Genomic DNA, 13,985 nt, shown 5'->3' on the forward strand with positions numbered 1-13,985 from the left:
AGGAATGGAAACATGGACATTCTTACACCGAACGACTTGGCGTCTATAAAGCGAAGTGTAGATGGAGGCACAGAAAAGCAACGGGAAACCGTCAAAGAAATTCTTGCTGATGTTCAATCAAAACAGGATGAAGCGCTCTACCATTATACGAACAAGTTGGATGGTGCCTCGTTATCAGAGCTTCGGGTGACAGAGGAGGAGTTCCAGCAAGCGCGTGAAACGATGGATGCTAAAGATATTGATATCCTCAAAGAAGCAGCTGAGAATATTCGATCTTTTCATGAAAAACAAGTTCGTCAATCTTGGTTTGACACGAACGAAGATGGGACGGTCTTAGGTCAAAAAGTTACGCCACTAGATGCGGTAGGTGTCTATGTACCAGGCGGAACAGCTGCTTACCCTTCTTCTGTATTTATGAACGTACTTCCAGCGGTAGTTGCTGGTGTGGATCGTATTGTAATGGTATCCCCGCCTTCAGAAGAAGGGATCTTACCTGCAGGTGTCCTTGTAGCGGCTGAAATTGCCGGAGTGAAGGAAGTGTATAAGGTTGGTGGTGCCCAAGCAGTAGCGGCACTTGCATATGGAACGGAATCCATCCAACCAGTCGATAAAATCGTCGGCCCAGGAAATATTTATGTAGCTTTAGCCAAGCGAGAAGTGTTCGGTGATGTAGATATTGATATGATTGCAGGTCCAAGTGAGATTGTTGTGTTTGCAGACGACACCGCAAAGCCCGATGAAGTTGCAGCGGATCTTTTATCACAAGCAGAGCATGACGAACGTTCCTCCAGTGTACTTGTGACTACCTCTGAAACCCTAGCGAAAGCTGTGGCTGAAGAAGTAGACAAGCAACTGGAACAACTTCCACGAAAAGATATTGCTCAAGCTAGTATCCGTGATTTCGGGGCAATTGTGTTGTGTAACAGCAAAGCAGGAGCCATTGATGTCGTTAATTCGATAGCACCAGAACACTTAGAAATTATGATGGAAGAACCTTTAGGGGTGCTAGGAAGCATCAAGCATGCAGGCGCAATTTTTCTAGGACGTTATAGCTCAGAGCCAGTTGGAGACTATTTCGCAGGACCGAATCATGTGCTTCCTACGAGCGGTACGGCACGCTTCTCCAGTCCACTAAATGTTGATGATTTTGTGAAAAAATCAAGCGTTATTTATTATAGTAAGCAGGCATATGAGCAGAACGCAGATAAAATTGCACGATTTGCACGATTAGAAGGATTAGAAGCCCATGCTAAAGCAATCGAGAAGCGAAAGGACGATGAGTCATGAATGAAAAACGGAGCAGCCACCTAGAACGAAAGACAGGCGAGACCCAGATTTCCCTTCAACTCGACTTAGATGGGAATGGAAGTGGGGGGGTACAAACACAAGTCCCTTTCATGACACATATGCTTGAGCTTTTCAAAAAGCATGGCTTTTTTAACCTAACGATAAATGGTGAAGGTGATGTTCATGTGGATGACCATCATCTTACAGAGGATATCGGTATTGTCCTTGGGCAGGCGTTACGACAAGCGGTTGGCGATAAACAAGGTATCAGACGCTATGGATCCTTTACGATGCCGATGGACGAAACCCTTGTAACCGTTGCTGTAGACTTGAGTGATCGCCCTCATTTGGAGTGGAAAGCGGATCTGCCAGCTGAAAAGGTAGGCACGTTTGATACGGAAAATGTGCATGAATTTTTCTGGAAGCTTGCTTTAGAAGCCCGCATGAATTTACATATTGTCGTTCATCATGGCTCCAATACGCATCACATCATCGAGGCGATGTTTAAAGCAACGGCCAGAGCATTAGATGAAGCGACGCAAATCGATCCACGTATAGAAGGGATCATGTCCACGAAGGGGAGTCTATAAATGATTGGCATTATTGATTACGGCATGGGCAATTTGTTCAGTGTCTCCAAAGCACTGGAACGGTTAGATGTGCCTTATACACTATCTGCTTCACCAGATGAACTAGAGCAATGTGAAGGGCTCATCCTTCCAGGCGTAGGTGCATTTCCAGATGCCATGAAAGCTCTTGAAGAAGCGGGTATGAAGGACTATGTACTTCGGAAAGTAGAGGAAGGGACACCACTTTTAGGCATTTGCCTTGGGATGCAATTGCTGTTTGAAGAAAGTGAAGAAAATACGTTTACAAAAGGTTTGAATCTTCTTCCTGGGCGAATTGTTCGATTTACAGGAAAGAATGAGGAAGGAATCCGCTTTAAGATTCCTCATATGGGTTGGAATCATTTAGACCAAAGACATCCAGAAGCGTCGTTGCTAAACGACATTGAAGATGGATATGTGTATTTTGTTCACTCCTATTATGTGGATACACCTGATCCTTCCGTCATATTAGCCAGTGCATCCTATGAAACGGACGTACCTGCTGTTGTAGGACGAGGAAATGTCTATGGAACTCAGTTTCACCCCGAAAAAAGTGGCTCAACAGGCATGACGATTTTGAAGAATTTTTGTGATCTACTAGCAATAAGTGGCGGAAAGGAGTAAGCAATGAGTACATTTACGATTTATCCAGCAATTGATATGAAAGAAGGAAAGTGCGTTCGCCTTCAGCAAGGCGATTTTAATAGAGAAACGGTTTATGGAGATTCCCCTTATGACGTAGCACGCGATTTTGTAGAGCATGGTGCCGAATGGATTCATATGGTTGATTTAGATGGAGCGCGTGATGGATCTCGAGCAAATGCAGCTCATATTTTGAACGTAGCCAAGGATTTACCTGTTAAGGTGCAAATGGGTGGTGGCATTCGTTCTAAAGAAGATGTTGCTTTCTATTTAGATAACAGCGTGGACCGTGTTATTATCGGAAGTCTTGCCATCACAAATCCAGAATTAACGAAAGAGCTTGTGGAGGAGTACGGACATCGTATTGCGATTGGCCTTGATGCACGAGATGGTTATGTTGCCACTGAAGGCTGGCTGACTAATTCCGATCAAAAAGCGACCGAAGTAGGGAAATATTTTGCTGACGTGGGTGTGGAAACGTTTATTTTCACCGATATATCAAAAGATGGCATGATGGGTGGTCCAAATACAAAAGCGATTGTTGAATTAGCTGAGGTAACGGGCAAAGAAGTGATCGCATCTGGAGGCGTATCGAATCTGAACGATCTTAAAGAACTGAAGCAATATGCTGATCGCAATGTAGCAGGAGCGATAGTTGGCAAGGCGATTTACACAAAAGAAATCACCTTGAAAGATGCGATTGCTGAGGTGAAAGCGTAATGCTAACGAAACGTATAATCCCTTGTTTGGACGTGAAGGATGGTCGTGTTGTGAAAGGCATTCAATTCGTCCAAATTCGCGATGCTGGTGATCCAGTGGAATTAGCGACCATTTATGATCAACAAGGTGCAGACGAGCTTGTGTTTCTGGATATTTCAGCTACACATGAAGGACGCAAAACGATGATCGAAGTGGTTAGGGAAGTGGCTGCAACATTAGCAATTCCGTTTACGGTTGGTGGCGGTATTGGCTCGCTTCAAGATATGCGGGCTATTCTTCGAGCTGGAGCGGATAAAGTATCCTTGAATTCAGCAGCCGTTCGAAACCCGGAACTCGTCACAGAAGGAGCGAATTTTTTCGGATCCCAGTGTATCGTCGTCGCGATTGATGCACGATATGATGAAGAGCTAGGATCATGGCGTGTTTATACTCATGGTGGCCGAAAAGGCACAGAATGGGAAGTACTCGAATGGGCGAAAAAAGTAGAAGCGTCTGGTGCTGGTGAATTGTTATTAACGAGCATGGACCAAGACGGAGAAAAAACAGGATTTGATCTGGAACTCTTAAAGGCTGTCCAAGAGGTTGTCCAAATTCCAGTCATTGCCTCAGGTGGAGCAGGAAATGCTGAACACTTTGTTGATGTGTTTCAGGATGCCAAAGCAGATGCAGCGTTAGCCGCGTCTATTTTTCACTATAAAGAAACGTCCGTTGAAAACGTAAAAGATATACTGAAACAGAATGGGGTGCATGTACGATGAATATCGAAGACATTCAATTTGACGAACAAGGGTTAGTGCCAGCTATTCTTCAAGATGCTCAGAGCAAGGAAGTATTAACACTTGCCTATATGAATCGAGAGGCCGTTGAAAAGTCGATGGAAACAGGAGAAACGGTTTTATATAGTCGGTCTCGCCAGGAACTGTGGCACAAAGGAGCGACATCAGGAAATACACAGGCCATCCATTCGATGAAATATGACTGTGACCAAGATGCTGTGCTCGTTCAAGTCATTCCAAATGGGCCAGCATGCCATAAAGGGGATTACAGCTGCTTTTCTACTACATTTTATGGAAAGCAAACCGAACCAGCTGATCATCGCTATCAAATTTTGGATGAGCTTCAGCGTGTACTCTCCGAGCGTAAAGCGACCTTGCCTGAAGGCTCCTACACATCCGAAATGTTCCAAAACGGAGTAGACCGGATTGCGAAAAAAGTTACGGAAGAAGCTGGGGAAGTAATCATTGCAGCTAAAAACGATGACCAGGAAGAACTTACATGGGAAACAGCTGATTTGTTATTCCATACGCTCATGCTATTAACAGATCGCGGATTACCATTCGATGATGTACTACGAGCTCTAGAGGAACGTCATCAGAAAAAGTAAAGCACCAGTTGGATAAAAACGGTATATAGTGTATAATGCCCTGTGGATATGATATACTGCTTGCAGAATGGATTGGTTCAAAGAGGAGGACCTACATGCATAACTCCACGAACACCACAGGGGAAGCCATGCACCCAAACGTAATCCCTTTCACTCCTGAAGGGGACTTTTACTTTTCCAAAGGCGTGCAAGCTTTTCAACGGAGAGAATTTGAAAAAGCGATTAAATGGATTAATCGCTCTATTGAACTGTCTCCAAAACAACCTTTATACCAATGTCAATTATCTGTTGTTCATACAGAAATAGGAAATTATCATTCAGCCAATCAAGTATTAATGGATGTATTAGCTGAATTTGGCCATGAATATGTAGATTGCTTTTATCTTATTGCAAACAATTACGCTCATCTTGGATTGTTCCATGATGCGATGAAATATGCGAAAGAGTATATGCAAAAAGCGCCAAATGGAGATTTTAAAGAGGAAGCGGAACAACTATTAACCCTTGTCGATATCGATGAGGAAGATGATGACGATGAAGATTGGGCCATGGAGGAAGAAGACGAACTGATGCGTTATCAGGAATCTGCGTTTTATCATCTAGAACGACAGGAATGGGAAGAAGCCCTTCCGATTTTGGATGATATGATTCGTTTTTTCCCGTCCTACTTTCCTGCTAAGCATGATTATGCGATGGCGCTCTTTTTTTATGGGAATCAAATAGATGCAATCGAGTTAGAAGAAAAATGGAAGCAGCAACATCCTTCTTCTATCCACACATTATGCAATTTATCTGTGTTTTATCATCTAGCTGGAAAACCAGAAGCTGCAAATGAACACATACAACAGCTACGAAATGTGTATCCTATTCATGAACAACAACAGTTGAAAGTAGCCGTAACGTTAGCGCAGGTAGGCTTCTACAAGGATGCGTATGAACGCTTCATTGTGTTGCCGAAGAGTAAGTTGAGAGGGCACTTATCTTATTATAAATGGTTTAGTATTTCAGCTTATCAACGCGGAGAACCATCTAGAGCTTTGAGCCTGTGGGAAGAAGGATGCTTGCGTCATTCAAGCCTTTCACAGCAAGGCGGCCCTTGGGATCAATGATGATACCCTAGTGAGCATATTAATAGACTACATTCCACTACATTTTATACGATGAGTGTAGCCAATCAGACAAAGAAATGAAAAAGGGGTTGAGGGTAGTGACAGAAGATCGTATTTATGACGTAATCGTAGCAGGCGCAGGTCCAGCTGGGATGACAGCAGCCGTTTACACTTCTCGTGCCAACTTGGATACACTAATGTTAGAGCGTGGTATTCCAGGGGGACAAATGGCAAACACAGAGGACGTGGAAAACTATCCAGGATATGAACACATTCTTGGACCGGACCTTTCTAATAAAATGTTTAGTCACTCTAAGAAATTTGGTGCGGAATACGCATATGGTGACATTAAAGAAATCATCGACGGGAAAGAATATAAAACCGTTCGTGCAGGTAATAAAGAATTTAAAGCACGTTCCGTTATTATCGGGACAGGTGCTCAATATAAAGAATTAGGCGTACCTGGTGAAAAAGAACTAGGCGGTCGCGGTGTATCCTATTGCGCTGTTTGTGACGGAGCTTTCTTTAAGAACAAAGAGCTTGTCGTAATCGGTGGTGGCGACTCAGCAGTAGAAGAAGGTGTTTACCTTACACGTTTCGCTGAAAAAGTAACCATTGTACACCGTCGTGATGAACTTCGTGCTCAACAAATTCTCCAGCAACGTGCGTTTGATAACGAAAAGATTGATTTCATCTGGAGTACAGAAGCAACGAAAATAAATGAAAAAGACGGTAAAGTCGGTAGTGTAACGCTTCATGATAACAAAACAGGTGAAGAGTACGACAAGCCAATCGATGGCGTGTTCATTTATATTGGTTTGATTCCGTTAAGCACACCATTTGTATCATTAGGCGTCACAAACGAAAACGGCTATATTGAGACAAATGAAAAAATGGAAACAAAAGTACCTGGTATCTTTGCAGCAGGTGACATCCGAGAAAAAGAACTACGACAAATCGTGACGGCAACAGGAGATGGAAGTATCGCTGCACAATCTGCTCAAAATTATATTGAAAATTTATTAGAAGAGCTTGGCGAAGACTAAATCCTGTCATCATGCCTATTTTAGAATAATGTAAATGAGATTTCATAAACTCGTAATTACATTTTAATTCTGCTGTAACACGCATGAAACAATTATGGGGTATAATATAATTAACTAATTGACCCCCTTTTAATATAGTTGGCACAGGCTACTTCGTTAGCCTGTGCATTTTTTTTGTGCTCTAGGAAGTATTGGGAGCATAGGCGAATCTTTGCATGTGCGTCAAATTACATGCCGATCGGTGTGGTGTTGGCTGGCGCAGATAAAGGTAGTTCGCCGATAAATCTTCAAACTCGCGAATAAATAGGAAAAAGCGCTGATATATTGATAGAAGTCGCCGGAAAAAACAAATTCTCGCAGATTTAAGCTGCAAAAGCGCGGATAAATACATATAGGCTCCAACCTAATGATAACAAAACAGTTAAACTCCCCACTTCCATCAACTCGGAACATTATTCTTGGTCTTTTGATTATTGTGGGAAAAGGAGAGGTCATAGTATAATGGTTAGAGATACCTCTCACATGTAAATGAGGTGAGTAAATGCAACGGGTTACAAATTGTATCGTAAAAGATCCAACTACAAATCAAGTACTAATGTTAAAAAAGCCACGGAGAGGGTGGTATGTTGCTCCAGGTGGAAAAATGGAGCCTGGTGAACATATTAGAGAATCAGTTATTCGAGAATATAAAGAAGAAACAGGTCTCACCTTACAGCAACCGAGGTTGAATGGTGTGTTTTCGTTTGTCATAAAAGATGGTAATCATACCGTTCAGGAGTGGATGATGTTTACGTTTTATTGTGAGAACGTTACAGGTGATTTATTAAGTACAAGTCCAGAAGGGGAGCTCGAATGGGTCGATCTTGCGGAAGTCTTGCAAAAGCCAATGGCTGAAGGAGATCGTCGTTATTATAAGCATATTTTATCTTCTAATGAAGTCCTTTATGGCACTTTCACCTATACTACGGATTTCACATTATTGGATGTAACGCTTGATCCAGCTAGCCCATAATGAAGGAGCGATGGAATATGGTTGATCAATCACAGGAAACCCAGCTCGTGATTATTACAGGAATGTCCGGTGCAGGAAAAACAGTTGCAGTTCAGAGTTTTGAGGATTTAGGTTTCTTTTGTGTAGATAACCTCCCTCCTGCGTTGCTCCCTAAGTTTTTAGAATTAATGAAAGATACCAAGAATAATATACAGAAAGTTGCTCTCGTCATGGATTTACGTGGGAGAGAATTTTTTGACACGCTATTTGAGTCCCTAGATCGACTAGGGAAGGAAGAATGGCTTACTGAGCATATTTTATTTTTAGATGCTGAAAATCAGGCCTTAGTATCTCGATATAAAGAGACGCGACGCTATCATCCATTAGCTCCCGAAGGAACTCCACTAGAGGGCATTGAGCAAGAACGAATGATGTTGGATGAACTAAGAGGTCGTGCTCAGGAAATCATTGACACGACAGATCTGAAGCCACGGGAACTAAGAGAACGTATCTTAGCGTCTTACTCAGAAAAAAAGCAACAAGTCTTTTCCGTACAAGTCGTTTCATTTGGATTTAAGTATGGCTTACCGATTGATTCGGATCTTGTATTTGATGTGCGCTTTTTACCTAACCCTCACTATGTCGAACATATGCGTGCGTTAACAGGATTAACAACGGAGGTATCTTCGTACGTATTTAAGTGGACAGAGACGCAGAAATTCATGGAAAAATTGCTCGATTTACTTGGTTATATGTTGCCGCAATACAAACGTGAAGGAAAAAGCCAAATTGTTATTGCGATTGGTTGTACTGGTGGTCAGCACCGTTCTGTAGCCATTGCCGAGCATATAGCGCAGTATTTTTCTACAGATTACGTAACACATGTTACGCATCGTGATGTCGAGAAAAGAAAGGGAAAATAGATTATGACCAATCAATCGTTACCAAGTGTGGTTGTTCTCGGGGGCGGAACAGGCATGCCTGTTTTGTTAAGAGGCTTAAAGTCCTTTCCAATTGACCTGACAGCCATCGTAACGGTAGCAGACGATGGGGGGAGCTCTGGACGATTACGTGATGAGCTATCCATACCAGCTCCTGGAGACATCCGTAATGTAATCGCTGCCCTTTCAGATGCGGAACCAATGCTGTTGGATTTATTCCAACATCGATTCGCGAATGGAAATGGGTTATCCGGGCATTCAATGGGAAATTTATTATTAGCTGCCATGACCTCTATTACAGATGATTTTTTTCATGGAATCAAAGAGATTTCGCGTGTTTTAAATGTAAAAGGAAATATACTACCTATTGCGAATCAAAATATGTATCTTCATGCTGTAATGGAGGATGGAAGTATTGTGTCTGGAGAATCAAAAATTCCAGCCGCTGAGAAAAGAATTAAACGTGTATTCCTAAGTCCAGAACCAGTTCAGCCGTTACCTGAGGCTGTTCAAGCAGTAAAGGATGCTGACTTAGTTGTTATTGCACCTGGTAGCCTTTATACGAGTACATTGCCAAACATGATTGTGTCGCAAATAGGGGATGCTCTACGTGAAACACATGGAAAAGTTGTTTACGTGTGTAATGTCATGACCCAGTTTGGAGAAACGACAGGATACACCGCAGCAGATCACGTGCAAGCGATACATGAACATATTGGTAAAGGCTGTTTAGATGCGATTCTTGTTCATAACAAGCCAATCGCGACGGACGTTCAGAAACTATATGCTGCAGAAAACTCTAAACCTGTTGTATATGATCATGAACGGATTAAAAAACTAGGTGTGGATATTATCGAAGGAGATATTATCGATCCAAACCAAATGGCATTGCGCCATGATACATCAAAGGTCGCAAAGCTACTTGTGTCATTAATACAGAATAAGAAGCTTTAACCTTTTTGTTTGGAATAAGGGGGTGAAAGGATTGTCATTTGCATCTGAGACGAAGAAAGAGTTAACATCAATTGAAATTGACCCTTGTTGTATTGAAGCAGAATTAGCTGCTCTCATACGAATGAACGGATCGGTCTCTTTTTCTAACCGTAAATATGTGCTTGATGTTCAAACAGAAAATGCAGCTATTGCGAGAAGGATATATACGTTAGTGAAGAAATTATATGGTTTTCCTGTGGAATTATTGGTACGAAAAAAGATGCGTCTGAAAAAGAATAATGTCTACATTGTTCGAATGAAGGAAAATGTGCGACAGTTATTGATGGATTTGGAAATTTTAGAGGAACCGTTCACGATTATACGAACCATCTCGAAAAAGTATATGGAGAAAACATGTTGTAAAAGAGCATATTTACGTGGAGCCTTTTTAGCAGGTGGATCCGTGAATAACCCAGAAACCTCCTCTTACCATTTGGAGATTTTTACGTTTTACGAGAATCATAATAATTCTTTATGTGATCTTATGAATCAGTTCGATTTACATGCTAGAGCCATTGAACGTCGAAATGGGTTCATCTGTTATTTAAAGGAAGCAGAGAAAATAACAGAATTTCTAAATATAATTGGAGCTCATCAGGCATTATTGAAGTTTGAGGATGTACGCATTATGCGTGACATGCGAAACTCTGTTAACCGTTTAGTGAACTGTGAAACAGCCAATCTTAATAAGACGATTGGAGCGGCGTTCCGTCAGGTGGAAAATATCAAGTTCATTCAAGAATCGGTAGGACTTGAGGTGTTACCTGACAAATTACGTGAGCTAGCAATCCTTCGAGTTGAGCATCAAGATGTGACATTGAAGGAACTTGGTGAATTAATGACGTCCAAGATTAGTAAGTCTGGTGTGAACCATCGTCTGAAGAAAATTGATGAATATGCGGACAAGGTTCGTAGAGGAGAACTTAGTGTAAAAGGTTCGTAATCCATTCCTTTTTAAGCTTGTTCGTGATATAATGAGTTTAATTAAAACGCTTCTATTCAAGAAGCGTTTTTTCTTACAACGTGTGCAAGCGCTTTCGATGATAGGCATATATAAAAGATAAATAAGGTGATGGAGAGGAGAATGGAATTTGTTAGAGCGGTCAGTTACCGTTGAGTTGAAAACAGGATTGCAAGCAAGACCAGCGGCACTATTTGTACAAGAAGCAAATCGATTTAATTCAGATATCTTTCTTGAAAAGGAAGGAAAACGAGTAAACGCGAAAAGTATTATGGGACTAATGAGTCTCGCTGTAGGATCAGGGGAAGAAATTCGTCTCCAGGCGGAAGGTAAAGATGAAGCCGAAGCGTTAGACAAACTTATATCATTCGTACAGGAAGACTAAGTATTTTACTTATTTCTCTAATGTGAAAATATGAACATAAGCAACTTCTCCTAAACTAGTGTGTCGATGTGGAATCGATTCACTGGTTTTTTTGTTTTTAGATAGTTCATATAAAGTAAAACCTACTGGCCAATCTAAAATGTACTTTACCTTTACGCGGTGGAAAGGTGTATGGTTTGTATAGTAGATACAAGAGAGGAGCGTTGCTATGTCTTCTATAGCTTTAGCTTTATATAACGAGCGATATTACAAGCAGTTGGAAAATTACAACTTGCCTGAAGAGATGGTTCATTTTACAGATTCACCTCTTCCGGCCATACATAAGAGTAAACAAGATCAGGAACGGTTTCCGGTTGTTATTGTGTATGATGAGGTTCCGGTGGGTTTTTTTGTCCTACATGGATGGAACGGTGTGCAAACATATAGTGATAATAAACAAGCCCTGTTAGTAAGAGGCTTTTCGATTGATTCTGGATATCAAGGCAATGGTATTGCGACTAAGTCAATGCAGCTCCTTCCGTGTTTTGTGAAAGAGTATTTCCCTGGAAAGGATGAGATCCTTTTGGCCGTTAATCATAAGAATAGGCAGGCACAGCATGTATATATGAAAAGTGGATTTATAGATAAAGGAAAAAGAATAATGGGGCCAAAAGGTGAGTTGCATCTATATCATTTGGACATTACGCTGTAGAAATGAAATGTGAGATTTCAGTCTTTAGGAGGAGGAATATTTTACCTGGAGGTAGTATTATATTCTATAAGAAGAACAATAAAAGGTAAGAGGGAAAGAAGAATACAATTACGATCTCCCCAAGACAGTAATTCATGATATCTTTCTCCTGCTTTTTATATAATAAAGGTGCTTGCTCTTGGAAAAGAGTAGGTATCTTTTTTTACACTTTCAGAAAGGCTACATCCTTAAAGGGTGAAAGTGTAAACTCAAATTAGTCTTAGTGAAGTGGTGAACATGTTAGCCTAGTTGTATATAGCTTTTGTTAGGATGTTTATTTGTAAAGTAGGATAATTAAAAGAGTACTAAATGAATAATGGGTATAAAGAGCAATTTCCACTTAATATTAAAAAAGGGCAGCCATGTTATTATTGATGTGGCTTCTCTTGGCAATTTGGACACTTTTGGTAATGAAAGAGTTTGATTATATTTGAGCAAAGAGGGAATAGAACAGAATGAGTACTGATAGGAGTTGATGTTGTTGGGTTTATTTACGAGAGTAGATACCATCGTAGTAGGAGTTACAGATTTGGAAGAAGCTACAGCATGGTATAAAGATGTACTAGAATTTGAAGTACTCTATCAGACGAAAGAGTATGTAGTCTTACAAGTAGGAGAAGGACAGACGCCTATAACGATTGAGGAAATCGATTTGGCTGAAGTGGCTACCACCTCCACTTATCCAATTTTATTTGCTAATGAAATTGATGCTGTACATAAAACATTACAACAGCGTGACGTTGGTGTGACACCTATAGAAAATGATGGCACGAATATATTTTTTAGCTTCCGAGATCCTGATGGGAATAAGATTGAGGTCTGTTACTTTGAATCATGATATAGAAGGGTGGAGGTTTTGGAGGTACCCGAAAATCGGTATCCTTATAGTATTTTCTAAATTTTATTATAAAAATCCAAATACTTTTTTATTTCATAGTTTTTAACCGGACAAAATATGGAATAAGTATAGGAGTGAGTGTGATAGAGGAGGTTTTTTCATTTGAAACAAGCAATGATAATCGTCAATCCTTCCTCTGGGAAAGAGGATGCGGTTGATTATGTTGAAGATATTCGATCCATATTAACGAATAAAGGCTACGAGGTTCAGGTATCACAAACGGAAAAAGAGCTCGACGCAACGAAGTATTGCCAGGATGCTTGTGAAAAAGAATTTGATTTGGTCGTTTCTCTTGGTGGCGATGGTACATTGAATGAAACAGTAAATGGAATGGTTGATCAACAACATCGTCCTAAGCTAGGCATTATTCCACTTGGTACCGTAAATGATTTCGCTCGTGCCATCAATGTTCCACTTGATCCAAAAAAAGCGATTGAAATCTTACAATCTGACAATACGAGAAGTGTAGATATAGGGCGTTTCAATGATCGCTACTTTGTAAATATTATTGCGATTGGTTCAGTCGCTGAGGCTATATATGAAGTGACACCGGAAGAAAAAACAAAGTTTGGTCCGCTGGCATATATGCTAGAAGGTTTTAAGACGCTAACCCATCAAAAGGAATACCCACTAAAAATTGAGCACGGTGATCAAACATGGGAGGGAGAATCGTTTCTTTTTCTAGCTGCCTTAACAAACTCTACAGCTGGATTTGAAAAACTTACTCCTGAAGCGGAAGTGAATGATGGTGTCCTTCATTGCTATATTATTAAAAAAGTGAATATGGTTCGGCTATCATCAATTGTTACCTCGATTCTACGAGGGCACCTTAAGGATGACGACGATGTTGACTATTTCACAGCCCAAAACCTCCACGTGAGTTCAGAGGAAAAACTAGTGACGAATGTAGATGGGGAAGAAGGAGATTCCTTACCTGTATCTATTGATGTTAGACCTGCGCATATTGAAGTGATTGTGGAATAACAACTAGTTAGGAATTTAGATATGTGTGGGAAACATTAGTAGGGAGAAGCACTTGGTTGATCGGATATGTGCGTGAGTTTGTGATGAAGGCCTACAGGAGGTAGGTAAGTACGATGTTGCTATATGATGAAGCGGTTTTAATCGAACCTCCTTCAACCCAGAACTCCCCCTTATTACGTAGGAGATAAAGGAAACGCGGTGAGCGTTAGCGATTGACGTTGACTTATCTTATCGCTGGGCGCTAGAGCTAGACATGTAAGCGCCTGAAACTTATACTTTCTTTACTTTGAATAAAAAAGCTTGCAG

At 41.0% G+C, this 13,985-nt stretch carries 16 protein-coding genes; all 16 read left to right on the forward strand.

The genetic code is table 11. The annotated features are described in order from the left end of the window. Positions 1 to 12: 12 nt before the first annotated feature. The 16 genes from hisD to GLW08_RS12055 all read left to right on the forward strand — a co-directional run bounded on the left by hisD (position 13) and on the right by GLW08_RS12055 (position 13,679). Entirely contained in the window at positions 13 to 1,287 is a 1,275-nt protein-coding gene (gene hisD / locus GLW08_RS11980) for a histidinol dehydrogenase (protein ID WP_160848876.1), read from the forward strand. Further along, the gene (hisB, locus tag GLW08_RS11985) at positions 1,284 to 1,877 is read left to right on the forward strand and encodes an imidazoleglycerol-phosphate dehydratase HisB (protein WP_160848877.1); all 594 of its coding nucleotides are present in this window, start codon (positions 1,284 to 1,286) and stop codon (positions 1,875 to 1,877) included. The genes hisD and hisB overlap by 4 nt, the downstream gene beginning before the upstream one ends. Next, entirely contained in the window at positions 1,878 to 2,519 is a 642-nt protein-coding gene (gene hisH, locus GLW08_RS11990) for an imidazole glycerol phosphate synthase subunit HisH (protein ID WP_160848878.1), read from the forward strand. It begins immediately after the preceding gene. A gap of 3 nt (positions 2,520 to 2,522) precedes the next feature. Then, positions 2,523 to 3,257, forward strand: coding sequence for a 1-(5-phosphoribosyl)-5-[(5-phosphoribosylamino)methylideneamino]imidazole-4-carboxamide isomerase (hisA, locus tag GLW08_RS11995; RefSeq protein ID WP_160848879.1), 735 nt, complete (start codon positions 2,523 to 2,525; stop codon positions 3,255 to 3,257). Next, positions 3,257 to 4,015: an imidazole glycerol phosphate synthase subunit HisF gene (hisF, locus tag GLW08_RS12000; RefSeq protein ID WP_160848880.1), complete on the forward strand. Its 759-nt coding sequence runs from the start codon at positions 3,257 to 3,259 to the stop codon at positions 4,013 to 4,015. Before hisA ends, hisF begins: the two co-directional genes overlap by 1 nt. After that, positions 4,012 to 4,641, forward strand: coding sequence for a bifunctional phosphoribosyl-AMP cyclohydrolase/phosphoribosyl-ATP diphosphatase HisIE (gene hisIE / locus GLW08_RS12005; protein ID WP_160848881.1), 630 nt, complete (start codon positions 4,012 to 4,014; stop codon positions 4,639 to 4,641). Before hisF ends, hisIE begins: the two co-directional genes overlap by 4 nt. Before the next feature lie 95 nt (positions 4,642 to 4,736). Further along, complete coding sequence (locus tag GLW08_RS12010) at positions 4,737 to 5,750, forward strand: tetratricopeptide repeat protein (RefSeq protein WP_160848882.1); 1,014 nt, start codon at positions 4,737 to 4,739, stop codon at positions 5,748 to 5,750. A 98-nt stretch (positions 5,751 to 5,848) separates the two neighbouring features. Then, a complete protein-coding gene (trxB, locus tag GLW08_RS12015) occupies positions 5,849 to 6,796 on the forward strand; it encodes a thioredoxin-disulfide reductase (RefSeq protein WP_160848883.1) in 948 nt (315 codons plus the stop codon). A gap of 541 nt (positions 6,797 to 7,337) precedes the next feature. Further along, positions 7,338 to 7,808 (forward strand): 8-oxo-dGTP diphosphatase, encoded by a 471-nt coding sequence (locus GLW08_RS12020; RefSeq protein WP_160848884.1) that lies wholly within the window; start codon positions 7,338 to 7,340, stop codon positions 7,806 to 7,808. A gap of 17 nt (positions 7,809 to 7,825) precedes the next feature. Next, positions 7,826 to 8,710: an RNase adapter RapZ gene (rapZ, locus tag GLW08_RS12025; protein ID WP_160848885.1), complete on the forward strand. Its 885-nt coding sequence runs from the start codon at positions 7,826 to 7,828 to the stop codon at positions 8,708 to 8,710. Positions 8,711 to 8,713: 3 nt separating this feature from the next. Beyond that, complete coding sequence (locus GLW08_RS12030; protein WP_160848886.1) at positions 8,714 to 9,682, forward strand: gluconeogenesis factor YvcK family protein; 969 nt, start codon at positions 8,714 to 8,716, stop codon at positions 9,680 to 9,682. A gap of 31 nt (positions 9,683 to 9,713) precedes the next feature. Beyond that, on the forward strand, positions 9,714 to 10,664 hold the full coding sequence (gene whiA, locus GLW08_RS12035) for a DNA-binding protein WhiA (protein WP_160848887.1): 951 nt from the start codon (positions 9,714 to 9,716) through the stop codon (positions 10,662 to 10,664). A gap of 148 nt (positions 10,665 to 10,812) precedes the next feature. After that, positions 10,813 to 11,067 (forward strand): HPr family phosphocarrier protein, encoded by a 255-nt coding sequence (locus GLW08_RS12040; protein WP_160848888.1) that lies wholly within the window; start codon positions 10,813 to 10,815, stop codon positions 11,065 to 11,067. A 208-nt stretch (positions 11,068 to 11,275) separates the two neighbouring features. Beyond that, positions 11,276 to 11,758, forward strand: coding sequence for a GNAT family N-acetyltransferase (locus GLW08_RS12045; RefSeq protein ID WP_160848889.1), 483 nt, complete (start codon positions 11,276 to 11,278; stop codon positions 11,756 to 11,758). Between the two features lie 520 nt (positions 11,759 to 12,278). Beyond that, the gene (locus GLW08_RS12050; RefSeq protein WP_160848890.1) at positions 12,279 to 12,635 is read left to right on the forward strand and encodes a VOC family protein; all 357 of its coding nucleotides are present in this window, start codon (positions 12,279 to 12,281) and stop codon (positions 12,633 to 12,635) included. Between the two features lie 162 nt (positions 12,636 to 12,797). Next, positions 12,798 to 13,679 carry a diacylglycerol/lipid kinase family protein gene (locus GLW08_RS12055; RefSeq protein WP_160848891.1) on the forward strand — a complete coding sequence of 294 codons (882 nt, stop codon included), beginning with the start codon at positions 12,798 to 12,800 and terminating at the stop codon, positions 13,677 to 13,679. Positions 13,680 to 13,985: the final 306 nt, after the last annotated feature.

The organism is Pontibacillus yanchengensis (assembly GCF_009856295.1).
In the GTDB taxonomy this organism is placed as follows: Bacteria; Bacillota; Bacilli; order Bacillales; family BH030062; genus Pontibacillus; species Pontibacillus yanchengensis_A.

Coding starts and splice junctions, on each gene's coding strand:
- hisIE (WP_160848881.1), top strand. CDS start 4,012: ATGAATATCGAAGACATTCAATTTGACGAACAAGGGTTAGTGCCAGCT.
- GLW08_RS12045 (WP_160848889.1), top strand. CDS start 11,276: ATGTCTTCTATAGCTTTAGCTTTATATAACGAGCGATATTACAAGCAG.
- hisA (WP_160848879.1), top strand. CDS start 2,523: ATGAGTACATTTACGATTTATCCAGCAATTGATATGAAAGAAGGAAAG.
- GLW08_RS12020 (WP_160848884.1), top strand. CDS start 7,338: ATGCAACGGGTTACAAATTGTATCGTAAAAGATCCAACTACAAATCAA.
- hisH (WP_160848878.1), top strand. CDS start 1,878: ATGATTGGCATTATTGATTACGGCATGGGCAATTTGTTCAGTGTCTCC.
- hisF (WP_160848880.1), top strand. CDS start 3,257: ATGCTAACGAAACGTATAATCCCTTGTTTGGACGTGAAGGATGGTCGT.
- hisB (WP_160848877.1), top strand. CDS start 1,284: ATGAATGAAAAACGGAGCAGCCACCTAGAACGAAAGACAGGCGAGACC.
- hisD (WP_160848876.1), top strand. CDS start 13: ATGGACATTCTTACACCGAACGACTTGGCGTCTATAAAGCGAAGTGTA.
- GLW08_RS12010 (WP_160848882.1), top strand. CDS start 4,737: ATGCATAACTCCACGAACACCACAGGGGAAGCCATGCACCCAAACGTA.
- rapZ (WP_160848885.1), top strand. CDS start 7,826: ATGGTTGATCAATCACAGGAAACCCAGCTCGTGATTATTACAGGAATG.
- GLW08_RS12030 (WP_160848886.1), top strand. CDS start 8,714: ATGACCAATCAATCGTTACCAAGTGTGGTTGTTCTCGGGGGCGGAACA.